24 protein-coding genes and 2 tRNA genes are annotated in these 24,727 nt (G+C 62.7%); 16 read left to right on the top strand and 10 right to left on the bottom strand.

Annotation, left to right across the window (positions count from 1 at the left end; all coding sequences use genetic code 11):
* The first annotated feature begins 63 nt into the window (after positions 1-63).
* From EJ070_RS24070 to EJ070_RS24060, 3 genes are read left to right on the top strand one after another with little or no spacing between them, the layout of a single operon-like run.
* A complete protein-coding gene (locus EJ070_RS24070) occupies positions 64-1,116 on the top strand; it encodes an ABC transporter substrate-binding protein (protein ID WP_189350022.1) in 1,053 nt (350 codons plus the stop codon).
* Complete coding sequence (locus EJ070_RS24065) at positions 1,116-1,889, top strand: ABC transporter ATP-binding protein (protein WP_126093572.1); 774 nt, start codon at positions 1,116-1,118, stop codon at positions 1,887-1,889. The genes EJ070_RS24070 and EJ070_RS24065 overlap by 1 nt, the downstream gene beginning before the upstream one ends.
* Entirely contained in the window at positions 1,886-2,641 is a 756-nt protein-coding gene (locus EJ070_RS24060; protein WP_126093571.1) for an ABC transporter permease, read from the top strand. Before EJ070_RS24065 ends, EJ070_RS24060 begins: the two co-directional genes overlap by 4 nt.
* A gap of 131 nt (positions 2,642-2,772) precedes the next feature.
* Here EJ070_RS24060 and EJ070_RS24055 read toward each other — a convergent pair whose 3' ends face one another.
* Entirely contained in the window at positions 2,773-3,951 is a 1,179-nt protein-coding gene (locus EJ070_RS24055; RefSeq protein WP_126093570.1) for a M24 family metallopeptidase, read from the bottom strand.
* A gap of 215 nt (positions 3,952-4,166) precedes the next feature.
* Between EJ070_RS24055 and EJ070_RS24050 the strand changes: the two genes are divergently transcribed.
* From EJ070_RS24050 to EJ070_RS24020, 7 genes are all read left to right on the top strand, one after another.
* Positions 4,167-5,333 carry an ROK family transcriptional regulator gene (locus EJ070_RS24050; RefSeq protein ID WP_126093569.1) on the top strand — a complete coding sequence of 389 codons (1,167 nt, stop codon included), beginning with the start codon at positions 4,167-4,169 and terminating at the stop codon, positions 5,331-5,333.
* The gene (locus EJ070_RS24045; protein WP_126093568.1) at positions 5,330-6,094 is read left to right on the top strand and encodes an ATP-binding cassette domain-containing protein; all 765 of its coding nucleotides are present in this window, start codon (positions 5,330-5,332) and stop codon (positions 6,092-6,094) included. Before EJ070_RS24050 ends, EJ070_RS24045 begins: the two co-directional genes overlap by 4 nt.
* Before the next feature lie 40 nt (positions 6,095-6,134).
* Positions 6,135-7,175 carry a sugar ABC transporter substrate-binding protein gene (locus EJ070_RS24040; protein WP_126093567.1) on the top strand — a complete coding sequence of 347 codons (1,041 nt, stop codon included), beginning with the start codon at positions 6,135-6,137 and terminating at the stop codon, positions 7,173-7,175.
* 99 nt (positions 7,176-7,274) lie between these two features.
* On the top strand, positions 7,275-8,270 hold the full coding sequence (locus EJ070_RS24035) for an ABC transporter permease (RefSeq protein ID WP_126093566.1): 996 nt from the start codon (positions 7,275-7,277) through the stop codon (positions 8,268-8,270).
* A 13-nt stretch (positions 8,271-8,283) separates the two neighbouring features.
* Entirely contained in the window at positions 8,284-9,054 is a 771-nt protein-coding gene (locus EJ070_RS24030) for an SDR family oxidoreductase (protein WP_126093565.1), read from the top strand.
* Positions 9,055-9,331: 277 nt separating this feature from the next.
* The gene (locus EJ070_RS24025; protein WP_126093564.1) at positions 9,332-9,559 is read left to right on the top strand and encodes a hypothetical protein; all 228 of its coding nucleotides are present in this window, start codon (positions 9,332-9,334) and stop codon (positions 9,557-9,559) included.
* 124 nt (positions 9,560-9,683) lie between these two features.
* Complete coding sequence (locus tag EJ070_RS24020; RefSeq protein WP_126093563.1) at positions 9,684-11,564, top strand: nucleoside-diphosphate sugar epimerase/dehydratase; 1,881 nt, start codon at positions 9,684-9,686, stop codon at positions 11,562-11,564.
* A gap of 308 nt (positions 11,565-11,872) precedes the next feature.
* On the opposite strand, the gene EJ070_RS24015 is transcribed toward EJ070_RS24020, so the two are convergent.
* Positions 11,873-11,948: transfer RNA gene (locus EJ070_RS24015), tRNA-Val, on the bottom strand.
* Between the two features lie 218 nt (positions 11,949-12,166).
* On the opposite strand from EJ070_RS24015, the gene EJ070_RS24010 reads away from it, so the two are divergent.
* Positions 12,167-12,243, top strand: a tRNA-Asp gene (locus EJ070_RS24010).
* A 176-nt stretch (positions 12,244-12,419) separates the two neighbouring features.
* Here EJ070_RS24010 and EJ070_RS24005 read toward each other — a convergent pair.
* Both EJ070_RS24005 and EJ070_RS23995 read right to left on the bottom strand, forming a co-directional pair.
* Positions 12,420-12,857, bottom strand: a complete 438-nt coding sequence (locus tag EJ070_RS24005; protein WP_126093562.1) for a VOC family protein — start codon at positions 12,855-12,857, stop codon at positions 12,420-12,422.
* Positions 12,858-13,065: 208 nt separating this feature from the next.
* Positions 13,066-13,455 (bottom strand): hypothetical protein, encoded by a 390-nt coding sequence (locus tag EJ070_RS23995; RefSeq protein ID WP_126093561.1) that lies wholly within the window; start codon positions 13,453-13,455, stop codon positions 13,066-13,068.
* A 340-nt stretch (positions 13,456-13,795) separates the two neighbouring features.
* Between EJ070_RS23995 and EJ070_RS23990 the strand changes: the two genes are divergently transcribed.
* Complete coding sequence (locus EJ070_RS23990) at positions 13,796-15,142, top strand: FAD-binding oxidoreductase (protein WP_126093560.1); 1,347 nt, start codon at positions 13,796-13,798, stop codon at positions 15,140-15,142.
* 65 nt (positions 15,143-15,207) lie between these two features.
* Entirely contained in the window at positions 15,208-15,411 is a 204-nt protein-coding gene (locus EJ070_RS23985) for a hypothetical protein (protein ID WP_126093559.1), read from the top strand.
* An 846-nt stretch (positions 15,412-16,257) separates the two neighbouring features.
* On the opposite strand, the gene rbsK is transcribed toward EJ070_RS23985, so the two are convergent.
* The 3 genes from rbsK to ugpC are packed head-to-tail and all read right to left on the bottom strand — an operon-like array spanning position 16,258 to position 18,745.
* Entirely contained in the window at positions 16,258-17,202 is a 945-nt protein-coding gene (gene rbsK, locus EJ070_RS23975; RefSeq protein WP_126093558.1) for a ribokinase, read from the bottom strand.
* Positions 17,203-17,206: 4 nt separating this feature from the next.
* Positions 17,207-17,659: an RbsD/FucU family protein gene (locus tag EJ070_RS23970; protein ID WP_126093557.1), complete on the bottom strand. Its 453-nt coding sequence runs from the start codon at positions 17,657-17,659 to the stop codon at positions 17,207-17,209.
* A 27-nt stretch (positions 17,660-17,686) separates the two neighbouring features.
* The gene (gene ugpC, locus EJ070_RS23965) at positions 17,687-18,745 is read right to left on the bottom strand and encodes a sn-glycerol-3-phosphate ABC transporter ATP-binding protein UgpC (protein ID WP_126093556.1); all 1,059 of its coding nucleotides are present in this window, start codon (positions 18,743-18,745) and stop codon (positions 17,687-17,689) included.
* A gap of 278 nt (positions 18,746-19,023) precedes the next feature.
* On the opposite strand from ugpC, the gene EJ070_RS23960 reads away from it, so the two are divergent.
* The 3 genes from EJ070_RS23960 to EJ070_RS23950 all read left to right on the top strand — a co-directional run bounded on the left by EJ070_RS23960 (position 19,024) and on the right by EJ070_RS23950 (position 22,842).
* Positions 19,024-20,700, top strand: coding sequence for a sugar ABC transporter substrate-binding protein (locus EJ070_RS23960; RefSeq protein WP_126093555.1), 1,677 nt, complete (start codon positions 19,024-19,026; stop codon positions 20,698-20,700).
* A 94-nt stretch (positions 20,701-20,794) separates the two neighbouring features.
* Positions 20,795-21,916, top strand: a complete 1,122-nt coding sequence (locus tag EJ070_RS23955) for a sugar ABC transporter permease (protein ID WP_126093554.1) — start codon at positions 20,795-20,797, stop codon at positions 21,914-21,916.
* Between the two features lie 8 nt (positions 21,917-21,924).
* Complete coding sequence (locus tag EJ070_RS23950; RefSeq protein ID WP_126093553.1) at positions 21,925-22,842, top strand: carbohydrate ABC transporter permease; 918 nt, start codon at positions 21,925-21,927, stop codon at positions 22,840-22,842.
* A gap of 50 nt (positions 22,843-22,892) precedes the next feature.
* Here the strand turns inward: EJ070_RS23950 and EJ070_RS23945 are convergent, their stop codons facing one another.
* The 3 genes from EJ070_RS23945 to hxlB form a co-directional block, all read right to left on the bottom strand.
* Positions 22,893-23,264, bottom strand: a complete 372-nt coding sequence (locus EJ070_RS23945) for a hypothetical protein (protein ID WP_245464659.1) — start codon at positions 23,262-23,264, stop codon at positions 22,893-22,895.
* 87 nt (positions 23,265-23,351) lie between these two features.
* Positions 23,352-24,095, bottom strand: a complete 744-nt coding sequence (locus tag EJ070_RS23940; protein ID WP_126093552.1) for a creatininase family protein — start codon at positions 24,093-24,095, stop codon at positions 23,352-23,354.
* A 4-nt stretch (positions 24,096-24,099) separates the two neighbouring features.
* Complete coding sequence (hxlB, locus tag EJ070_RS23935; RefSeq protein WP_126093551.1) at positions 24,100-24,666, bottom strand: 6-phospho-3-hexuloisomerase; 567 nt, start codon at positions 24,664-24,666, stop codon at positions 24,100-24,102.
* Positions 24,667-24,727 lie beyond the last annotated feature (61 nt).

Below are 24,727 nucleotides of genomic sequence, written 5' to 3'. Positions count from 1 at the left end.
ACGCCGCGCCGGAGGGAACGGCGCTTGCAAGAAGAGACAAGAAGTCTGCAACAGGAGCGAAAAATGAGTGGGAACCGAGACAATCGATTGAACCGCCGCACTTTCGTGAAGAGCGGCCTCGCAGCGGTCGCGGCCGTATCGGCCGGCCTGCAACTGGTGCTGACGCCGGGCGCCAGGGCCGCCGGCAAGGTCGTCATCCAGTATGACTGGCTGATGTCCAACGGCCAGATCGGCGACATCGCCGCCGTCGCCAACGGCTATTTCAAGGATGCCGGGCTGGAGATCGAATTCAGCCCCGGCGGCCCCAACGCCTCGACCGTGCCGCCGGTCATCTCTGGCGCCGCGCAGCTCGGCCAGTTCTCCGAAACGCCGCAGCTCTATGCCGCGCGCGCCAGCGGCGTGCCGGTCAAGATCGTCGCCTGCGGCTTCCGCACCGGCCCCTACGCACTGACCTCGAAGCCGGCCAAGCCGATCCGCAATGTCGCCGACCTCAAGGGCAAGAAGATCGGCATCCAGCCGACCGCGCGCTTCGTCATCGACGAGATCCTGGCCAAGAACGGCATCGACCCGTCCGAGGTCACCATCGTCAATGTCGGCTTCGACAAAGGTCCGCTGGTGCGCGGCGATGTCGACGCCATCGGCGGCTGGATCACCAACACACAGGCTTTAAGCGTGGTCGGCGACGATCGTATCGACCTCCTGGTGCGCGACCTCGGGCTTAGCTCCTACGCCGACGTCTATTTCGCCACCGACAAGGCGATCGAGGAAAATGCGGACACGCTGGCAAAATTCATCGGCGCCGTCGGCAAGGGCTGGGGCTGGGTGCACGCCAACCCGCAGGAAGCGGTGAAGAAGATGGTCGCCGCCTACCCGGAAATGGATCTTGGCTGGGAGCAGAAGACCGTCAACCTGGTGTTGAAACTTTCCTTCGACGGCGCGACCGCCAAGGACGGCTGGGGCACGTTCGATCCCACTTCGATCGAGGAGCAACTGACGCTGCTCGACAAGGTCGGCCAGTATCCGAACGGGCGCCCGGCCGCCAAGGATGTCTACACCACCAAGATCCTGGAGCTCTCTGCCGCCGACCGGCCCAAGCTCGATGCCCCTGCGGCCTGATGGCGAACGCGATCGAAGCCCAGAAGCTCGATGTCGGCTATGGCGACCGGCAGACGGGCGTCAAAGTGCTCGCCGGCCTCGACCTCGCGGTCGCGGCCGGCTCCTTCCTGTCGATCCTCGGACCATCCGGCTGCGGCAAGTCGACCTTGCTGCGGGTGGTGGCCGATCTGCTCGATCCGCTCGGCGGCACGATCAGCGTGCTAGGCGCCACACCGCACGCGGTGCGCTCGCGCCGCGATGTCGGCTTCGTCTTCCAGGATTCCACGCTGCTTCCCTGGCGCACAGTGCGCGACAATGTGCGCCTTCCGCTTGGCGTCGGCCAACGCAGCCTGACACGCAGGATCGAAGACCGCAGCGCCGAGCTGCTCGAACTGATGGGGCTTGGCGGTCTCAGTGAGCGCCTGCCGCATCAGCTTTCCGGAGGCCAGCGCCAGCGCGTCGCGATCGCCCGCGCTCTGCTTGGCGAGCCAAAGCTGCTGTTGATGGACGAGCCCTTCGGGGCGCTGGACGAGATCAACCGCGACCGGCTCAACGACGAGTTGCTTTCGCTCTGGCGGCGCACCGGCACGACGATCCTCTTCGTCACCCATTCTATCGCCGAGGCCGCCTATCTCGGCGAGCGCGTCATCGTGCTTGCCGCCAATCCGGGGCGTGTGGTGAAAGACTTGGACATGCGGCCCTTCAAGCAGGAAGGCAACCGCTGCTCGCGCGAGGATCCGGCGATCGTCGCCGCCATGGCGGAGCTGCGCACGGCGCTGGAGCGCGCGTCGTGAGACCGGCGCCGCTCTCCCCGCAGATGACCTTTGCGCTGCCCGTGCTGGGCGCCGCGTCGATCCTGCTTGCCTGGCAGTACCTTCTGCCGCTGCTCGGCGTTCCCGCCTATATCGTGCCGACGCCAACCGCGATCTTCGGCGTCTTCCAGAAGAATTTTCCGCTTCTCATCGACAATCTGAGGCCGACGCTGATCGAGGCGTTGGCGGGTTTCATCATCGGCAATCTGGCCGCCGTGCTGCTTGCCGTGCTGTTCGTGCACAGCCGCATCCTGCAGGCCGCCTATTTCCCGATCGTCCTGTTCTTCAACACCATTCCGATCCTGGCGCTGTCGCCGATCATCATCCTGATCTTCGGCCTCGGCATGACACCCAAGATCGTCATCGCCGCGGTGATCTGCTTCTTCCCGACGCTGGTGAACATGATCCGCGGGCTGGATTCGGCAAGCGACAACGAGCACGAGCTGTTCCGGGTGCTGTCGGCGACACGCCCGGAGATTTTCTGGGGCCTGCGGCTGCCGCGCGCCCTGCCGATGCTGTTCTCCTCGCTCCGCATCGCCTCCGCGACGGCCGTCATCGGCGCCATCGTCGGCGAATGGATCGGCTCGGACAAAGGCCTCGGCGCGCTGATCATCCAGGCGACCTTCAACTACCAGTCCGACCGCCTCTACGCGGCAATCGTGCTGTCGTCGTCGTTGTCGATCGCGCTGTTCTGCATCGTTGTGCTGATCGAGCGCCGGGCTGTCAGATACTGAACGGACGCACGTCGGTCCGTGCGAACCCTGCACGAGCCGGTGTTGGTCAGTCCGATTGCACGAACAGAAACCGGATCGCCGCCGCAGCCAGGGTCGTGGCGCTCCCGGCCGGATCTGCCGTGGCCTCCCTCTCAGGATTTGACATGAATCTCTCGCGGGAACTTGGTCAAGGTCTCATGGCCGGTTTCGGTCACCAGGATGGTCTCACTGATCTCGATGCCCCAACCATCCATCCACATTCCGAGGATGGAATGAACGACGTTGCCGGGCGTAAGCACGGTCTTGTCGCCCGGCCTGAGGCTGATCGTGTGTTCGCCCCAATCCGGCGGATAGGCGACGCCGATGGAATAGCCGATGCGCGATTCCTTCTTCAGCCCGTAGCGTTGTATAACCTTGCGCCACACAGCCTCGACTGCCTCGGCCGATGTTCCCGGCCTGACCGCGTCGAGCACCGCGGCCATGCCCTCGATCACTGCCTTGGCGGTGTCCGCGACACGGGTTGGTGTCTTGCCCAATTGCACCGTTCTCGCCAGCCCGGCCGCGTAGCGGCGGCAGACGCCAGCGAGTTCCAGCGCAATCGTCTCGTTGTCACCGAACCGCCTGTCGCTCCACATGATGTGTGGGGCCGAGGCATTCTCGCCGCCGAGGATCGTTGGCGGAAGGGCGGTGATATCGCCAGCGAAGTCCGGGCTGCCGGCTATCTGCGCCGCCTGGATGGAGGCAATGGCATCGCATTCGCGAATGCCTGGCGCAATGACTTCAAAAGCTCGCGCGACGGCAGCTTCGGCGAGCGTCGAGGCCTTGCGCAGGTAGGCGATCTCGGGAGCGGATTTGACCACGCGGATCCAGTTCACCAGGAGATCAGCGTCATGCCATTTTGCGTTGGGAAGCCCAGCGACAAGCCGCGCATGCCCTTTGGGAGAGAAATAATAGGCTTCGAGTTCGATGCCGATGTGCCTGTTTCCCCAGCCTTTGGCGGCGATCCAGCTCGCGATCCAGTCCATCGGATGGCGGTCGGCCCGCTGAACATGGTCTTCCGGAAAACCGACCACGTTCTCGGGCTTCATCCAGGCGGTCAGAAGCCCGCCCGCCGCATCCATGGCGCGGCCGATCCAGACCGGCTCGGCCTCTTCGATCGGAACCAGCACCATCTGGGGCGTGTAGAATGACCAGCCATCATAGCCGGTGATGTAATGTTGGTTGGCAACGTCGTTGACGATCAGGAGTTCGAGGCCACGCTTCGACATCTCGGTCCGAATCTTGCGAAGCCGCTGCTGGTATTCGTCGCGGGCAAACGGCAATTCGATCATTTCTGCTCCATGCCTGTCGGATCAAACGATTGCTGGTTCCTCACCATTGAGGCGGCTTCAATATGGAGGCAATCAGCCAGGACGGCACGTGCACAGGTCCTAAACCGGTCCTGCCCTTTCCCGCGCCTCAGGATTCCATCGTCGATTTATTTTTGAATTCCATTTGACTGAATAAATCTTCTCTGCGAACCTTGCGTCAGATGGGAGCGCAAGGCATGGCGTTGCGAGGGACCAATCAGGAGTTCGGGCGGCCGTACAACCGGCGCATCGTGCTCGAATCCATCCGTCGCTTCGGCCCCATCGCCCGCGGCGACATCGCCCGGCATGTCGGCCTCACCGTCCAGACCGTATCGACCATCGTTCGCGAACTGGAGGAGCAGGGTTACATCCTGTCGGTCCGCGAGGAGCCGAAGGGCCGCGGCCTGCCGCCGGCAACCCTGCGCATAAATCCGGAAGGCGGCTATGCCGTCGGCATCCACCTCACCCCGCTCGGCATCGACGCGGCGCTGATCAACCTCAGCGGCGACGTGATCGAGAGCGCGCATCGCGAGGCGCCCAACGCCACGCCCGACGCTGCCTTCGATGCGATCGGCGCCATGGTTGCCGAACTGACCGGCCGCCGCTCGGGTGGCCGGGTCATCGGCATCGGCATGGCGCTTCCGGGACCGTTCGGCGTCGAGCCGATGAGCTTCGTCGGCCCGACCACCATGGCCGGCTGGCAGGACGTTCCGCTGCGTGAGCGGCTGACCGCCGTCACCGGCCTGCCGGCCTTCTTCGAGAACGACATGGCCGCCGCCGCCATGGGCGAGCGCCTTTACGGCCTCGGCGCGAAGCATGCCGAATATTACTATATCTACTTCGGCGTCGGGCTCGGCGGCACCATGCTGCATGACGGCAGCGCGCTGCGCGGCGCCTGGGGCAATGCCGGCGAGATCGGCCATATCCCGGTCGTCCCGGGCGGCGAGTTCTGTCCGTGCGGCAATCGCGGCTGCCTCGAACGCTACATCTCGCTGGAAGCACGAGGCCGGTGGAGCGGCGATGATGCCGAGTGGGTGGCCGAGGTAGCGCCGATCTTCCGCAACGCGATCGCCATCATCGAGAACCTCTTCGACCCCGAAACGATCGTCCTCGGCGGACTGGCTTCCCCTGCCCTGCTCGAACGGCTGGCGGCGTCAGCGGAACCGCTGCACAACTCGGTCTCTGCCCGCAAGGATCGCATGACGTCGCGCATCCTGGTCGCTCGGGGCGGCCAGCACGCGGTGCTGCGGGGCGCGGCGGCGCTTGCCGTTTCCGGCGTGCTTTCGCCGCGCTTCGGCCAGATCTTCACCGCCAAGCGGCAACGCGAGGACCACCCTCTGAAAGGCGGAGACATCGCGGCATGAGTGAGCCCCTGCTGGTCCTCGACAACGTCGCCAAGAACTACGGCGCCATCCAGGCGCTGCGAGGCATCAGCTTTTCGATCGGACGCGGCGAGGTCGTGGCGCTGCTCGGCGACAACGGCGCCGGCAAGTCGACGCTGGTCAAGATCATCGCCGGCGGGCTCGAGCCGACTTCCGGCCGCATGCTGTTCGAAGGCAAGGAGTTCCTTGCCAAATCCCCCGCCGAGGCCAAGGCCGCCGGCATCGAGACGGTCTACCAGGATCTCTCGCTCTGCACCAACGTCGATGTGGTGGCCAACTTCTTCATGGGCCGCGAGATCACGCGCAAGGTGCTTGGCGTTCCGGTACTCGACGAGCGCGCCATGGAAGCGGTGGTGGCGAAGGCATTGGCCAATGCCGGCACGCGCATTCCCTCGCTGCGCACCAAGGTCGAGCATCTCTCGGGCGGCCAGCGGCAGGCGATCGAGCTCAACCGCTTCGTCCATTGGGGCGGCAAGCTGGTGCTGCTCGACGAGCCCTTCGCCGCGCTCGGCGTCGAGCAGACGCGCCGCGGCCTCGACATGATCCGCCAGGTGGCAAGCCAGGGCATCGGTGTCGTCATCATCACCCACATCATGCAGCAGGCCTTCCAGGTCGCCGACCGGATCGTGGTGATCCGCCAAGGCGTCGTGGCAGGCGACGTTGCGCGCAACAAGACAAGTCCCGATGCGGTGATCAACATGATCACCGGAGAGACGCTCGCCGGTGCCGGACCGGCGGGCTGAGGGACAAATGAGGGGTCCGGCGAGAAGAGGAGCGAACGACATGAAGCGAGTGCTACTTTCTGTCTTCGGTATCCTGGCCCTGGCCGTTGCCACGCTCACGCCGGCATTCGCCCAGTCCAAGGGTACCGTCTACTACCTGGTGCCGACACTGCTCGACGAATTCCAAACCGGCTCGGTGACCGCGCTGGAACTGTTCCTGAAGCAGGTCGGCTATGACTTCAAATCGCTGAACGCCGATAACAAGACCGACGCCCAGCAATCGCAGATGAACGACGTCATCGCACTGAAGCCTGCGGCGATCGTTCTTGCGGCGGTCGATTTCAACGCGCTGAAGCCGTCCGTCGAAGCGGCCCGCGCCGCCGGCATTCCGGTGGTCGAATTCGACCGCCAGATCACCGCCACTCCGTCCGACTTCACCTCGGTGGCGGGAACAGTCGAGATCGGCCACATCGCGGCCGACCAGGCCGAAGCGCTGCTGAAGGCCAAGAACGGCTCGGTGAAGGGCAAGGTTCTGCAGGTGCTCGGCGATCCCGGCGATCCCTACACCCTCGACATCCAGAAGGGCTTCGAGGAGAAAGTGAAGGCGTTTCCGGACGTCAAGATCATCTCGCTGCCGGCCATGCAATGGGAAGCGAGCAACGCCGGCACGATCGTCGCCGACCAGATGCTGGCCAATCCGGACATCGACCTGATCTTCAGCCACGCCGCCCATCTTTCGGTTGCGGCAGTCGCTTCGCTGGAAGCCGCCGGCAAGAAGCCGGGAGACGTCATGCTGATGAGCTCGAACGGCGCGCCGGTCGGCCTCGACCTGATCCGCAAGGGCTGGCTCAACGTCGAGGTCGAGCAGCCGCTCTACGCGCAGGCCGCCGCGGTCGCCATGTTCATGGACAAGGTCGCCAACAAGCAGGAGATCAAGCCCGGCGACTATGACGTGCTTGGCCTGAAGTCGATCGTGACCAAGGAAGCTTGGGGCCCGAACATCAAGATCCCGGGCGCGGCGATCACCAAGGACAACGTCGACAATCCCGCCTTCTGGGGCAACCAGAAGCCGCCGACGGAAACCGTGAAACCGGTCGAATAGACTTTGTCGCATCGAGCTCCGGGCTGCCGGCCCGGAGCCTCGCGGCGCGTCCGCCCGAAGTGGCAGCGCACCCCGTCCCGACGTCAACCGGATCGGCCCATGAGTCCGCACACCCGCTATAGTCTCGAGCTCGTTCTCGACAATCTCGTCTGGTTCATGCTGGTCTTCGTGCTGGCGGTCTTTTCCGTCCTCGTTCCGAACTACTTCCAGCTCGGCATTTTCGCCAACATCATCGAGGCTTCGAGCGTGCTCGGCGTCATGTCGATCGGCCTGGCGCTGGTGATCATTGCCGGCCACATGGACCTGTCGGTCGAATCGGTCGCCGCGCTCAGCGCCATGGCGGTCGGCATCATGTTCTGCTCGTCAGGCATCGGCCAGGGCGTGCAGTTGCATCCGGACTGGCTGATGGTGCCGGTGTCGCTCGCCATCGCGCTTGCCGTCGGCGCCATCATCGGCGTCATCAACGGCTTCCTCATCGTCAGGCTGAAGATGAGCGCCTTCATCATCACACTGGCCTCCTACATCTGGGTGCGCGGTCTCGTGCTGGTGATCTCAGGCGGACGCTCGGCGCAGGATCTGGCGCCCGCCATCCGATGGTTCGGCATCCAGCGGCTCGCCGGCCTGCCGCTGACCGCCTGGATCGCGGTCGGCTGCTTCGTGGTCTTCTCGCTGATCCTGGCCAAGACGCCGTTCGGCCGGCATCTGGTGATGATCGGCGGCAACGAGACCGCGACCTTCCGCGCCGGCATCCGCGTCAACCGCAACCTGATCGTCGCCTTTGTGCTTGCCGGCGCCATCGCCGGGCTGGCCGGCTGGCTGCTTGCCATCCGCACCTCCGGCGCCACTGCCAATCTCGGCGTCGGCCTGCTCTTCAATGCCTTCGCCGCCGTCGTCATCGGCGGCGTAAGCCTGAAGGGTGGCGTCGGCACTCTGCCCGGCGTCTATGCCGGCGTGCTGCTTCTGTCGGCCATCAACACCGCCATCAACCTGATGGGCCTGCCGGCCAATTTCACCCAGGTCATCCATGGCCTCCTGGTGCTGGCGGCCGTGCTGCTCGACGCTTTCAAGCAAACCATTCGTCAAAGACTCGCATGACAGGACGGCTCGCATGACAGGACGCATCGAAGGCAAGGTGGCGGCGATCGTCGGCGCCGCGCGCGGCATCGGCAAGGGCATAGCCCAGCGCTTCGCTGAAGAAGGCGCCAAGCTGGTGCTTGCCGACAGCGAGGCCGAAGCCGGTAAGGCGAGCGCCGACGAGTTGGACGCCGCCTTCATCCACACCGACATTTCGAAGATGGCCGATGCGGAAGCCGTCGTCGCATTGGCGCTCAAACGCCACGGCCGCCTAGACATCATCGTCCAGAACGCCGGCATCTATCCCTGGCAGCTCATCGAGAACACCAGCCCGGAGGACTGGGACCGCGTCATGGCGGTGAACCTGCGCGGCAGCTTCAACGCTGCCCGCGCAGCACTTACGCCGATGAAGGCGCAGCGCAGCGGCCGCATGCTCTTCACCTCTTCCATCACCGGCCCGCAGGTAAGCAGCCCCGGCCACGGTCACTATTCGGCGAGCAAGGCCGGCATCAACGGCCTCATCCGCGCCGCCGCTCTCGAGTTTTCCGCCTACGGCATCACCGTCAACGGCGTCGAACCCGGCAACATCCTGACCGAAGGCATGAAGCTTCATCGCGATGCCGCCTTCATCAAGAGCATGGAGAACGCTGTGCCGCTCGGACGCCTCGGCACGCCGCGTGACGTCGCCAACGCCTTCCTGTTCCTGGCCTCGGACGACGCCAGCTACATCACCGGCACGACCATCGTCGTCGACGGCGGCCAGCTTCTGCCCGAGGGTCAGGATTTCCGGTTGACGCCGCCGTGAGGTGCCGCGGCCGCCAACTGACTTCCAGCACGTCTGTGCGGCCGCGCGCGGCGCCGCAGGCGACGACGGGATACCTGGGCCGCCCCGATGGGAAACGCTCCGCTCGCCAGATACCTTGCGCAGCGGATCCTGCAGGCCTTCGTTGCACCAACGGTTGGGCGCAATCCGATTAGATCATATACTTCTAATATGCAGCCGATTCGCCGACTACCCGACACAGTTGAAATGCACCCCGGACAACCCGATCATCCCCGCAGTGCACTTCCAGAAAGAAGTATTGGACAATCAAGCCATCTGCGATACAGACTTCGATGTGCTGATTTCAGCAGCGGCGGCCTATGATTTGGGTAACAAGAACCTCAGGGCAATTTGGTTCAAAATGGAACCGACCTGCGGGCTATTGGCGATCCAATCGTTGAGGCCACCGAATCACATCAGGCAAAAAGCTTCGACCTCCCGGCTATCGCTCCAGAAGGAACCGAACCGTCAAATCTTCAAGGTTTAGCCTAGTGCCATCCGCCGGACGAGAACGTTCAGAAGTCGTTCATTCGGACATCAGCCGCAAGGGGCCCCGAGTCATCTCCCGGCTGATAACATTGCGGGGCTTGGCTCTGGTGCACGATGGCCTTATGGGCGCCATCGCACTGTTGCTTTCTTTCGCATTGCGGCTGGATGTCATCGGCTTCTCTCAGAACTCGTGGGGATACCTCGCCGCCGCGACATTCTTCGGAATTATAGTGAGCATCACGGGTTTCTTCCTTGGGCTCAACCGCGGCATATGGCGCTATGCGTCGCTATCCGATTTTCTGGCGATTGCGGGTGTCGCTACTGCATCTCTCGCAATTTTCACGGTTGCCGAGTTTCTGATCAATCGACTGAACTCAATTCCGCGTTCCTCGATCCTCATCGCTTGGGCCTTCACGATCGTGCTTTTGGCCGGGCCGCGCGCCGCATACCGGGTTTATCGCAACCGACACGATGTGAGCAGGGGAAAAGCAGCCCGAGGAGCTGGCAGGAACGTTCTGCTGATCGGCGCCGCCGACAATGCCGAGGCCTTCATAAGAACGATCAAGGAGAGGCAAAGTGCCTCTGTCAACGTGCTTGCGATCGTCGACGAGCGCGGCCGCAGAACCGGGCGAGCCATCCGGGGCATACCAGTCGTGGGTCCGCTGGACAAACTCCCTCAGATATTGGACCGGTTCGAGGCGCGGGGGCGCCGGGCCGAGGCAATAATCCTCACTCGATCGCGCGATGAATTTCAGCAGTACGCCAGTCTCGAGGAGCTGGTGGAGATCGCGGCACAGCAAAAGCTCGAGTTGCTGATGCTCCCAAACCTGCTCGACATGAAGAGCATCGATGCGGAGATCGAACTTACCCCGATAAAGTTGGAGGATCTTCTGCAGCGCGCGCCCGTCAAGTTGGACACGCGCAAGATTGCCGCCATGATTGGCGGCAAAAACGTAATGATCACTGGAGCGGGCGGTTCGATCGGGTCCGAGTTGGCGCGGCAGGTGGCGGAGCTGAGCCCTCTAAGCCTCGTTCTGGTGGACGCCAACGAGTATGCGCTCTACTGCATCAAATCCGAGCTGACCCAAAAACGCCCTGACACGCGGATCGACGCCGTGCTTTGCAACGTGCGTGAGAGGGATGCGATTAGCAATATCGTTGAAACCCATGCGCCACATCTGATCTTCCATGCAGCTGCTTTGAAGCACGTGCCGATGGTCGAAGCGCAGCCGATCGAAGGCATTTTCACAAATGCCATCGGTACCCGGAATGTTGCCGACGCCGCGCTCCGCTGGAAAGTCTCCAAGATGATCATGGTGTCGACTGACAAGGCTGTGAACCCGGCAAACGTCATGGGTGCCACGAAACGAATGGCGGAAATGTATTGCCAGGCAATGGATCTCGACCAGAAGACGTGCACCACGCGCTTCATGACCGTTCGCTTCGGCAACGTATTGGGATCAGCCGGATCGGTAGTTCCCCTCTTTGAACAGCAGATAAAGGCCGGCGGGCCCGTAACAGTGACCCATCCGGAGATCGTTCGCTTTTTCATGACGATCCCGGAAGCATGTCTTTTGGTCCTGCAGGCGGCGGCTCATGAGCCGGACAAGATTGATGAGCGAGGCCGGATCTTTGTCCTCAATATGGGGTCACCCGTGAAGATCGCCGATCTCGCGAGGAACCTCATTCGTCTCTCAGGACGCCGGCCGGACACTGACATTGAAATCGCTTACACCGGGCTGCGCCCCGGAGAGAAACTCTACGAGGAATTGTTCGACCGTAGCGAAACACTGAGCGAGACTGGCTCGCCGGGAATCCTGGCAGCGTCCGCACGATCGATTGAGCGGGCGGTGATCGTGCGTATCTTCGATGAGATGCAGCGCATGGTAGACGATCTGGATGTGGAGGGCGCGCTACGACTTCTCCAATCGACCGTACCGGAGTTCACCGCGGGACCTGATATCCACCTGACAATGAGCAGAGCGCGCTCGCTACGGCAATGAACGTCACCTACCGCTGGCGGATCGTCAGACAGCAGGTGGCGTGGGCAGTGGCAACTGTTGCGTTATGCTGTATCGGGATTTTGGTCGGAGGACCTTTCTTGCTGGCTTCGGCAGCGGCGCTGTGCAACGTGTTGCAGGTTTTCTTCTTTGCCAAGCGCGTTCGGGATAGATTCGAGGTAGACGCTACGGTCTTGGCGCTCCTTCGTGCAAAATCCGCCACCCCTTCGACAAGCCCCTGATGTGAACCGCTGCCCGCTTTAGACAGCGTGGCCAACCAATGACGGGAACAAAAAATTCAGCAGGTTATATGGTGGGCGATGACGGGCTCGAACCGCCGACATCTTCGGTGTAAACGAAGCGCTCTACCAACTGAGCTAATCGCCCGCTCCGGGCCGGACCTTTAAGCAGTTAGGGCTCTATTCGCAAGGCCCAATGAACAGCCGGCGCACCCGCTGTCAGGCGGATTTCCCCAATGCCGGCGCACTTGTCAAAAAACCTTCCGCTGATTGCTGATATGCTCACATGCCGCGCTTGACACCCGCAAACGAACCCCTTATCCAGCGCCCCAACGACGAACACGCCTTATACGTGCTCGTCAGTGCGCGGGTGTAGCTCAGTCGGTTAGAGTGCCGGCCTGTCACGCCGGAGGTCGCGGGTTCGAGCCCCGTCACTCGCGCCAGTCTTTTCAAGGGTTTAGGCTCTACGCTCCAAAGAAGTTTCAACTGCCGACCCTGGATGCGCAAGCTCTGGCAGCGCTCGTTCCGCTCCGCCGCGATCGCGTATGCCTGAGGCCCGTCTGGTCCACACCGCACGATCGAGAGGCCAAGAGCCTTCGCCATTGTCGTCGTATTGCGCTCAGCCGAGTTCTTGGGCGAGCCCGATGAGAAGCCCTTCAGGCCCGCGGATGTAGCAGAGCCGGTACGCGTCTTTATACTGGACTACTTCGCCTACGAGCTGCGCGCCGCGATGGCGGAGCTTTTCAAGCGTCTCGTCGATGTCGTCCACGGCGAACATGACGCGCAGGTAGCCTAGAGCGTTCACCGAGGCGTTGCGGTGATCCGCGACTACAGGCGGCGTGAGGAAGCGGGATAGCTCGAGCCGGCCGTGGCCGTCCGGCGTGCGCATCATGGCAATCTCGACGCGCTGATCGCCCAATCCAGTGACACGTCCGGCCCATTCTCCTTCGATCGTGGCCCGCCCTTCGAGCTCAAGGCCGAGCTCGCGAAAGAAATCAATCGTCCCTTCGAGGTCATCGACGACGATTCCTACGTTGTCCATCCGTTTGAGTGCCATGTGTTCAGGCTACAAGGTGCCGTCCAGGCCGTAAACTCATAAGCGCCGGGGCGCCCTTGAAATGGCCGGCGTCGAGTTCATCTCAGAGAACGGCGGCGGCGCCGGCATGAGGTTGAGAAAGGCTGGATCGTCAAGCGCTTCTCACCGGCAGCCACCTGAAGGAAGGCACTGCTCACGCCGGCGGCCATTTATGAAGCGCGTGTCTTCGTCAGCCGTTCGGATAGTAGCCGCCGTCGGCACCGTCACCCACATAGGTGCCTTGCCCGGTGGCATTCTGAAGCCGCTGATCCAGGGCATTGATCTCCCCCAGCGCCGAACGGTCTCCGGAAGTCAGCGCGGTACGCTGGATGGTATCCGCCTGCTGCATCAGATCACGGGCCTGATCCTGCGTGATCTTGCCGGCTTGCCTTGCTTCCCGGATACCCTGCCTCACGTTCAGCAACTGATCCAACGCCGCTTTCGCTTTCGGATCCGCCGGCACCGATGCCGTGGTCATGGTGTCGACCCTGTGGTGACGGTGCACCGCATAGGCGCTCGAAAGCGGTATGGCCGCGAAGACCGATGCGACCGCGATGATTTTTGGCATGAAATAGCGCATGACGGCATCTCCCTATGATGGAGGGAGCGGTAAAGCCGCTTCCCCAAAACGGGCCGTCTGGTCGCGTCGTGTCGCGATGCAGCCACTCACCGCCGGCGGTTCTCGGCCCGGGGACGAGATATAGAGGCCACCCCGGAGTTGAAACGCAGGTGGCACGCAAACGTTATCCGATGTGATCGAGCGTTGAATGGTGGCTGCACATATGCTGGCTACCTGTCTGTTTCGGGCGAATATACCGGCGCCGCTCGTCAGGCCTGTGCTCCACGTTCCCCTTGAACTGCCTCAAGAAAAGATGGCTGCCGGTGGGCCATAGCTGTCGTCGTCTTTTCAGGATGCGCCCTTGCTTACTTTCCCCTTCTCCGAAGCGAATCCCATTCAATATCCCGGCCCTCCTCCGAAAAGTTCGGACGTGGTGATTGTCGGCGGCGGCATTATCGGCGTGACGACAGCTCTTTTTCTTGCGCGGCGGAACATCTCCGTGACGCTGGTGGAAAAGGGGCGGATCGCGGCCGAGCAGTCCTCCCGCAATTGGGGATGGATCCGCAAGCAGGGACGCGATGCGGATGAGCTGCCGATCGTGATCGAGGCATCCCGCCACTGGCGGCAGCTGGCCGAGGAATGCGGCGAAGACATCGGCCTCAACCAGACAGGCGTGACTTATCTTGCCAGCTCGGACCGCCAAATGGCCGGCTTCGAAGAATTCCTGAAGATCGCCGCCGTCCACAAGATCGATACCCGCCTTCTGAACGCGCGGGAAACCGCGGGTCTCATCAAAGGGATGTCACGCAGTTTCAAGGGCGCGATGACAACACCTTCCGACATGCGGGCCGAGCCTTGGGTGGCCGTGCCCGCACTCGCCCGGCTTGCGGCCCGCAAAGGCGTCAGGATCGTGGAGAATTGCGCGGCGCGAACCTTGGAAATCTCGGCCGGCAGGGTCAGCGGCGTGTGGACCGAGGCGGGTCACATCGAGACGTCCAGCGTTCTGGTCGCGGGTGGTGCGTGGTCTTCCCTTTTCCTGAGAAGACATGGCGTCTCCATTCCCCAGCTCAGTGTAAGGTCGACCGCGGCTGCGACGGAGCCAATGCCTGAAATCCATGCAGGCGCCGCGTCGGGAGAACATATCGCCTTCAGACGCAGACAGGATGGCGGATACACGCTCGCTCCGGGAGGCAGCCATTTGCTCCACCTGGGGCCTGACGCATTCCGGCACGCGACGAAATACCTTCCCGCCCTCATGGCCAATCCTTTCGGCTCACGCTATTCGCCGGCCGCACCGGATGGCTACCCGGACAGTTGGTCGACGCCGCGTCATTGGACACCGGATTCTCAAAGTCCTTTCGAAAGAATGCGGGTGCTCAATCCGGCTCCGGAACGTTCCGGTCTCCGTTCGATCGAACGCAATTTCAGGCGCCTGTTCCCACAGCTCGAGTCGGTCCGCCTGAAGGCAAGCTGGGCAGGCATGATAGACGCCATGCCGGACGTCGTCCCCATAGTCGATCGCGTGCAGGCGATCATCGGCCTTGTCGTCGCAACGGGCATGAGCGGTCACGGCTTCGGCATCGGGCCGGGAATCGGTCGGGTCGTCTCCGACATGATCCAGGGAAACGAGATCGGCCACGATCTCACCCGCTTTCGCCTGTCACGCTTTTCTGACGGAAGCGCCATTCGGTTAGGCCCCTCTCTCTAGAGCCGCGGCAGGAACTAATCGCTTATTGTTCCGTTCCACCCAGAAGTCGAAATCGGGAGATTGAGATGACTGTGAGATGTCGCGTTTCGATTGACGACGCCAGGGATGTGGACGAGCTCGCTTTCCAGGAATTGCCGCGGGTGGGTGAAAGCGTATCCATGCCGGTCGACGGATCGAATATGGACCTTCGCGTTCTGCGCGTCGTGCATATGCCCGGCAGCGAGCAAGGCGCCGCGACGATGCTGGAACTGACCAGCAAGATTCTCTAGCGGCTTTTCCCCTGTTTCACTCGCCCAACACGACACCGGAGGAGACAATCTGGGCGGTTCGCTCGGTGAGCTTCTCGCGCTTTACAAGCGTAGGCTTTTCATAGGGCTTCTTCATCTCACCGTTCCGGAACCGGCGCTGCCTTGTGTTTGGTCAAGACAGTGAACGCGCGCGCACTCGTTGCGTTCCGAAGGACGGGTTGTGGCTGAATTCGGCCAGTCGTGGGCGCACGCGTGCCCCGACTGCGCTCGAACCGACTTGCGCGGACGCGCTCGATGGACTGGTGGCGTGGAATTTGCCGATACCAAATCTGCCTCAGTGCCCTGCGATTTCAGTTTGTAGATCAGCCGGACCGCCAGTCCGACGTATCCGACCTGAAGAATGATCATCGCAACAATGGCCCAGCCGAGCGCCCTCCAAGCCGAGCCTGTCTCCAGTTCAGCCCAGATCGCCGTAATGAACGACGTCGCGAACATGCCCACTAGAAATTGAGGAAATTGCATCGGCACGGCACCCAAGGCTTTGGCGTTTCCAGGCGACTCTCAACTCACCGTGAAAAAAGCCCGCCGCCCCATTTGCGGAGCGGCGGGCCCCCCAAATTTGCCCCCCGGCTACCGGGGCACGGTCGACCCCGGCATTGCTGACAGTGCAATTGCGGTGCCAGACACGATGACCCATTACGGGACACCTATGCGGTCGACGCAAGGCGTCGGCGCCAAATAACATTAACCGTGGCTAATATGTCACCGTATCGCCGCAAGAGACCGGATTGTGAGGATTGCGGCAGGCACCGGTCGGGCGCGGTGCTGGGAGCGCCCGTGAGGCTGCGCACGAGGCTGGCGACTGCTTCAAGCCTTCGCCAGCAGCGCCTCGACTTCCTCAAGCGTCGGCATCGACGGAGCCGTGCCCGGACGGGTCACCGAAATGCCGGCGACGGCGCAGGCAAAGTGCACCGCCTCCAGCGGCTCGACACCCTTGGCAAGTGCTGCCGCCAGGCCGCCATTGAAGGCGTCGCCCGCCCCCGTGGTTTCGATCACCGCGCCGGCATTGACCGCGCCTACATGTTCGGAACAGTCCTTGCTGTGCAGCAGCGCACCCTTCTCGCCAAGCGTCACGATGACGGTGCCGACACCCTTCGCCAGCAACGCGTCGGCGGCGCGGCGGGCATCCTCGATCGACGAAACCTTGATGCCGGTCAACCCTTCGGCCTCGGACTCGTTGGGCGTGACATAGTCGCAGAGCGCGTAGATGCTGTCCGGCAGCGTGGCGGCCGGCGCCGGGTTGAGGATGGTCGTCACCCCTGCTCCGCGCGCGATCTCGAGCGCCTTCAGCGCGGCATCGATCGGCTGTTCGAGTTGGGTGACGAAGACGCCGGCCGAGCGGATCAGATCGGCATGCGCCTCGATGTCGGCGGGCGAGATCAGCATCGCCGCACCCGGGCTGACGATGATGGCGTTGTTGCCGCTGCCCTCCTCGACGAAGATGTAGGCCGCCCCCGTGTAGCTGTCGGGCGTGTCGATCACCGCGCTTTTCACGCCGGCGCCTTTCCAGGTCTGCTTGGCCATGTCGGCAAAGGCATCGACGCCGAGCCGCGTCAGAAACGTGATGTCGGCGCCGAGCTTGCCGGCCGCCACCGCCTGGTTCGAACCTTTGCCGCCCGGTCCGAGCTTGAACGAATTGCCCAGGATCGTCTCGCCCATGCGCGGCTGGCGGTCGGCGCGATAGGCCGTGTCGGCGACGAAGACCCCCAAGATCACAACAGGCTTCATGACAACAGGCTTGCCGGCGGCCATCTCCTTACTCCGCATCCGGCGGAATGACGCCCTTGCGGAAGGCGAAGCAGCCATAGAAGCGGCGCTCGCCGGTCTGGATGACGCAGTATGCCTTCTTGGCGCGCTCGTAGAAGGCGTAGCGCTCGATCGAGATCATCGGCCAGGACTTGCCTTCGGCCGCGTCGATCTCCTTCTGCACCTCCTGCTGCACCGGCGGGATCTCGTTCGGCTTGCCGACGATCTCCATGCGTGCGGCGGCGTCGTCGACGAAGCTGTCCAGCGGATAGAGCGACAGCACCGCCTTCGCCACGTCGGCCGCCGGCGCATCGATGCGCAGCAGCTTGCCGAGCACGGTCTGCTTCGCGACGGAATCGGATGGGAAATTGGTGTCGGCGATGATCAGGTCGTCGCCGTGGCCCATCGCCCGCAGCGCCTGGAGCACGTCGGCATTGAGCAGCGGATTGATCCCTTTGAGCATGGTTTCCTCTTGGAAGTCTGTTTGCGGTCAGAGACGCTTGCCGGTCCCTGCGTCGAAGAGATGGACGTGGTCGAGGCGCGGCCTCAGTTTCAACGTATCGCCCGGCTTGAAGTCGTGCCGCTCGCGGAACAAGGCGACCATCTCGCCCTCGCCGAAGCGCACGAACACCAATGTCTCCGAGCCCGTCGGTTCGACCACCGAAATCGTGGATGCGACGCCATCGGGATGGATTTCCAGATGCTCCGGGCGCACGCCGTAGACGACGGCCTGTCCATCCTCGGTCCGGATGCCGGCTGGCATCGGAAAGGCCGAGCCCGCGATGTCGACCACGGGCTTCTCGCCCTTCTTCACCGTACCCTTGAGCAGGTTCATCGCCGGCGATCCGATGAAGCCGGCGACGAACAGGTTGGCCGGCCGGTCGAACAATTGCAGCGGCGCCCCGACCTGCTCGATACGGCCGTCGCGCATCACGACGATCTTGTCGGCCATGGTCATGGCCTCGATCTGGTCGTGGGTGACGTAGATGGTTGTGGTCTTCAGCCGCTGGTGCAGTTCCTTGATCTCGGTGCGCATCTGCACGCGCAGCTTGGCGTCGAGATTGCTGAGCGGCTCGTCGAACAGGAACACCTGCGGATCGCGCACGATGGCGCGACCCATGGCGACGCGCTGGCGCTGGCCGCCGGAAAGCTGGCGCGGATAGCGCTTGAGATAGGGCGCGAGATCGAGAATGTCGGCAGCCCGCTTGACCCGATCGGCAACCACCGCCGGGTCGGTGCCGCGCAGCTTCAGCGCGAAAGCCATGTTCTGCTCCACCGTCTTATGCGGATAGAGCGCGTAGTTCTGGAACACCATGGCGATGTCGCGCTTGGCGGGCGGCAGGTTGTTGACGATACGGTCGCCGATCGAGATCGTTCCGCCGGAGACCGTTTCCAGCCCCGCCACCATCCTCAGCAGCGTAGACTTGCCGCACCCCGAAGGACCGACCAGCACGACGAACTGGCCGTCGGCGATATCGACGCTGACCTCGTGCAGAACCTTGACGGTTCCGAACGCCTTGGCCACATTGGCGATTGCGACTTGAGCCATCCTCTCCCCTATCTTTTTCGGTGAAGCTAGCCATTGCCAACGGCAAGGGCAAGTCGGTATCTTATAGATAAAAAGCCATTCTTGTTGACAAGGTAATCGATTACGCGAATAGTTGCGAGTGCCAATCCGACAGCCGGTCCTTGTCCCGGAAAATCGGAGTTCCAGGCGACGCAGGGTGGGGTCCCACGTCCCCCTATGGTATAGGAGAACCACAGACGTTTCGGCGTCCGAGATTGGCAATTCAATTCACGACTGGAAGTTCTGGGAGGAACCTTGAGATGAGAGTCGATCTTTACGAAAAACTGGTGCGCGCCGGGGCGACCCGCCGCGATTTGCTGAAAGGCGCGGCCAGCATGGCCGCACTTGCGGCGGCGTCCGGCGCCGGTCTCGGTGCGCTGACGAGGCCCGCGGCGGCCGCGGATGATCTGCGCGCGAAACTTCTGCAGATACCGGGCGTCGGCAAGGGCCAGCCGACGGATGCCGACTTCCAGAAAGTCGGCGAGCTTTGCCTGGAAGCGACCAAGGCCAACGTCAAGGAAGGTGAATTCGCCGGTGTCGAGCTCACCTTCATGGGCCTCAACAACCAGAACCTGCATAACGTGCTGTTCCGCGGTTTCCTGAAGCCGTGGGAAGCTTATACCGGCGCCAAGATCAACTGGATCGATCTGGCACAGGCCGATTACAATCCGCGCCTGCAGCAGGCGATTGCCACGAATACAATCGATTTTGACATCGTTGAGATGGGTGCGCCCTTCGAAGGCGATGTCTGCGGCAAGGGTCTCACTTCCGAAATGCCGGACTGGGTCAAGAAGCAGATCGATATGGATGACCTGGTGGCGTATCTCAAGCCGCCGGTCGGCACCTGGAACGGCAAGCAGTATCGCGTGACCGTCGACGGCGATACTCATAATTTCAACTACCGCACCGACGTGTTCTCTGACGCCGATCTGGCGGCAGCCTGGAAAGCCGACACCGGCGACAAGGCAGGCCTGGCGGAATGGGGCGTGCCGAAGACCTGGCAGCAGGTCCAGGCCGTGACCAAGTTCCTCAAGGGCAAGCAGGTGAAAGGCCAGGACGTCTATGGCTACCTCGACGCGCCCAAGCCCTGGGGCGGCTTCGGCTTCTACTTCCTCGGCAGCCGCGCCAGCGCCTACGCCAAGCATCCCGACGACAAGGCTTGGCTGTTCGATCCGGATACGATGAAACCGCGCATCAACAATCCGGCCTGGGTGCGAGCGATCCAGGATGTGATTGATGCCCTGCCTTCCGAGCCGCAAGATCAGATCAACGCCGACCCGAACCAAACCGCGTTCAGCCAGTTTCTCGGCGGCACTGGTTCGATGGTGGCCTGGTGGGGCGACGTCGGTTCCAATGTCAAGACCAACGACTCCTCTGTCGTTGGCGACGTCACCGGTTTCTCGATCCTGCCGGGATCGGACGACGTCTACAATTCGAAGACTGGCAAGTGGGACAAGCTCGCCAGCGGACCGAACTATGCGCCGAACTGCGCCTATCTCGGGTGGGGCGTCTATGTCATGGCCCGGGTCGACAGCGACGAGAAGAAGAAGAAGGCAGCCTGGTCGGCGGCAGCCCATCTCGGCGGCAAGGATTTGTCGCTGTGGTGCGCGGCCTATCCATCGGGCTTCCAGCCCTACCGCAACTCCCATTTCAACATTCCGGAATGGGTGACGGCAGGCTACGACGAGGCCTTCATCAGCTCGTATCTGAAGTCGGAGGGCGACTCCTACAATCATCCGAACGCGGCGATCGAGCCGCGCATCCCCGGCATCTTCCAATACTACAGCGCCGCCGAGGACATCCTGGCCAACACCTTCGCCGGCAAGATGAAGGCGCAAGAAGGTGCGGATGCCATCGCCGCCGCCTGGGAGAAACTGACCGACCAGATCGGCCGCGAGAACCAGATCAAGCTCTACAAAGCCTCCCTCGGCATGTAGGCTGTCTCAGGAGAAGTCGCGGCCCGGCGACACCTCGTCGCCGGGCCGTATGTTGACCGGCTCTGGCCGGTGGCTTGAGCAAGAGGCGACAGGCGTGGCTGACCAGACTTCGACCGCCAATGCGTGGCCGGCAAATTCCACAGCGGCCGATCTGATCCCGCCCGGCCGCAAGCGCCTCGGCTGGGCCCTGCTGATTGCCGCGACGCTCGTGCTGCTGGCGGCGATTGTGATGCAGATCCTCTACAAGACCGAAGTCGACACGGTCGGCTTCTATACTTGGCGCCCCGTGATCTACGCCTATGTGCTGTGGGGCGCAGCACTTGGCGCCTGGCAGGTGCTGACACGCGGCGAGGACGGCCAGCGCGCGCTGTTCCTGCTGCCGGCGCTGCTCTTCACGATTGCCATGGTGATCTTCCCGACGCTGTTCGGCTTCTATATCGCGCTGACCGACTGGAATCTCAGCTCCTTTTCCGGCCGCAGGTTCAACGGGCTCGACAATTTCTGGCAGATGCTGGGCGACCCCTACTACCGCAATGCGCTGTTCAACATGGTGCTCTATGTGCTGGCGGTTCTGGTCGAATATGTCATCGCATTCGGACTGGCGCTGCTGCTCAACGCGCAGATCCGCGCCAGAAAACTCTTCCGCGTGGTCTTCCTGCTGCCGCTGATGCTGTCGCCGGTCGCGGTTTCCTGGATGATCGGCAAGTCGCTGATGGAATACCGGTTCGGACCGGCGGCGACGCTGGCGCGGCATCTCGGCTGGGACAATCCCGCTTTCTTCTCCGACCCGGTCATCGCGCGCATCTCGATCATGGTGCTCGACGCCTGGACCTTCATCCCGTTCATGATGATCATGCTGCTCGCCGGCCTGCAGGCCATGTCGCGCGAGGTGATCGAGGCGGCTCGCGTCGACGGCGCGAACGCTTGGCAGACCTTCTGGCAGGTCACCTTCCCGCTGATGCTGCCGGTGTCGGTGACGGCGGTGATCCTGCGCATCATCTTCAAGCTCAAGCTTGCCGACATCATCATCACGGTGACGTCCGGAGGTCCCGGCGGCGCCACGGATTCGGTTTCGAGCTTCATCTACCGCGAATATCGCGACCGCTCGAATGTCGGCTACGGCACCATGCTCGCCATGGTCTACCTGATCATCATCGTCGTGTTCGTCACCTGGCTGCTGAAATTCGCCAGCCGTTTCGTGCGCAACGTCAACTGAGCGGCATCATGAGCGTCCAGACCACCGACTACACCGTTTCCGAGATCCGCTCGCCGGCGGCCTTCATCGCCAGCCGCGCCTTCATCTATGGCGCGCTGGTGTTCTGGTCCTTCGTCTGCCTGTTCCCGATCTACTGGACGATTACCACCTCCTTCAAATCGGCGGTCGACGTCACGCAAGGCCACCTCATCCCCTTCGTCGACTTCCAGCCCGACTGGAAGGGCTGGCGCTCGCTCGGCCTGTCGCCGGATTCGATCTTCCAGACCTCGACCGTGCGCGACGAGTTCCTCAAGCGCTTCATGAACTCGGTCATCACCTCCGTCGGCGCATCGAGCCTTGCCATCGTCATCGGCAGCCTCGCCGCTTACGGCCTGACCCGCTATCGCTATCACTTCGCCTGGTTCAAGAACGAGGACATTTCCTTCTTCTTCCTGTCGCAGCTCATCCTGCCGCCGGTCGTGCTGGCGCTGCCCTTCCTGGTGCTCTACCGCGAAGTGGCGCTGCTCGACACACGCATCGGCCTCGTCCTGCTCTACACGCTGATGGTGCTGCCGATCGTCATCTGGATCATGCGCGACCAGTTCAACTCCATTCCCGTCGAGTTGGAGGAGGCAGCACTGGTCGACGGCCTGACGATCTGGGGCGCCTTCTTCCGCATCGTCATGCCGATCGCGCTCCCCGGCATGGTCGCCGCCTTCATCCTGGCGATGGTGCTCTGCTGGAACGAGTATTTCTTCGCGGCCCTCCTGACATCGACGGACGCCAAGACGATCCCCGTCATGGTCGCGAGCCAGACCGGCTCGCAGGGCATCAACTGGTGGTCGATGGCAGCCCTTGCCACGGCGGCGATCGCACCGCTGGCGATCATCGGCATCGCGCTCGAACGCTACCTGATCATGGGCATGACGGCGGGTTCGGTGAAGTAACTGCGGTCAATACCGCACGCAACGTCTGGATCGCTTGCCCTAGGCTGTCACTACATCGTCTCCGCTGGCGCAAAGAAGCAGTTTTCGTGCTCCTCGGTCGGATGCAGGCAAATGTGAAAATCATCGTCGCCGGACGGAATGACACTGTCGTAGGGGACAAAATAGCGGTCTTGGTGAGTGACCCTCCGATGATCTCCCGGCCGCAAGATGATCACGTAGCCATCCGGCGTCGGCGTAACAGTTGTGCCCGGGATGCTACTGCATTCGCCTGTCATTGGATCACCGTGACAGCAGGCCGGCGGATAAGTCCAGCCGCTGTCAGCTTTGTGCGCAGAGGCCGACACGGACAAATGCTCGAGCATCGCAGCCATGACGATCATGCCTGCAACGCTCGCCATGCGTCGCTTTGCGACCGTGTGCATCGGCCGGCTCCAAACGCCCTCGGCATTTCCGTGCACAGTAGCATATTATGAATATCTAATATAGGAGCAACTTCCGGGACTTGGAGATCAGCACACCAATATCGCTCGCAAATGCTCCAGGATCATCGCGACGCCCTTTTGCCCGAGATCGGCCGAGGCCTCCGGCGCGCTCTTCGTGTACCAGCCGGTATTGTCCGCGAAATGGGCTGCGTCCACCGCCTCGGGGCACAGCGCCAGCATCAGCGATGTCTCCCCGACACCTGCATGGTCGAACGGGTACCTGCCGTTCATCGTGGCCGGCATCAGCGGATGCACCTGCACCCAGTTGAAGACGTTTTCGCCCTGGGCATGGCCGGCATAATAGTCGGCCATCTTGTCGGAGCCCCACCAGCCCTCGCCGCGCTCCTTTTCCAGGAAGCGGAAGATCGCCTGCCGGCCGGCGGCCTTGAAGGCGAGATCGGTCGGCATGCCGGCGACGAAATTCTCGGTCTGGTGATGGATGATGGCGTGGATGTTGCGGAAGCCGATGCGCAGCAGGCCGTAGAACAGCTCCTCGGCAAAAGGCGCCAGCACCGGACCGCCGACCTGCACCGAGCCGCTGCCGCCCGGCGGCGCCACCGCATAGCTTGCCGCGCCATAGTAGAAGGGCGGCAGGATGACGATGTTCCTTTCCTTCTCGAAGAGTTCCAGCGTCTTGATGACGGCGAGCGTGTCCATGCCGACCGCCATGTGCTCGCCATGGTATTCGAGCACGCCGAGCGGCAGCACGACCGGCCAGTTCTCCTCGATCGCCTTGCGGATCTGGTGCGGCAGCATCAATTCGTAGCGCATCTCCCTACTCCATATTGGTGTGCCGGGCGCGCATCGCCTCCGGCGTCGCGCCGGTAAGCGCCTTGAGCTTCAGCACCATCACTTCGAACAGCAGGAAAAGCGCGCCCTCGAACAGCGAGCCCATCGGCAGCACGGACGTTCTGGCGGCGCCCTGGTCGCTGGCCATGGTCTGGGCCGGAACAAGCAGCGTGAAGTCGGCAAGCTTGGCCGCGCTGCCCGCCGGTTCGGCCGTAAGCAGCAGCACATTGGCGCCGGCGTCGCGCGCGACACGCATCAGGGTCAGCACCGTGCTGGTCTCGCCCGGTCCTGAGCTTGCGAGGAAGACATCGCCCTTGCCCAGCGGCGGCGTGGTCATGTCGCCGACCACCGCGACAGGCAGGCCGAGATGGAAGAGCCGCATGGCGAAGCCTTTGACCTGCAGCGCTTCGCGGCCGCATCCATAGACGACGATCTTGCCGGCGCCGGCAAGCATCTCGCAGGCGCTGTCAACCCGGCCGTCGTCGATGCGCCTCACCACGGCGCCAAGCTCGTCGAGCGCTGTCGCGAACATCTCGGATCCGGCTTGCGTCATGGCAATTCGTCCTGTCCGCCGAAGCTGAATAGATATGTGGTGTTGCGGTTCGTTTGCCGCG

The organism is Mesorhizobium sp. M1E.F.Ca.ET.045.02.1.1 (genome assembly GCF_003952485.1).
Classification (GTDB): domain Bacteria; phylum Pseudomonadota; class Alphaproteobacteria; order Rhizobiales; family Rhizobiaceae; genus Mesorhizobium.
Note: the sequence above shows the minus strand (reverse complement) of the source record. Positions and strands in the feature narration are given on the sequence as shown.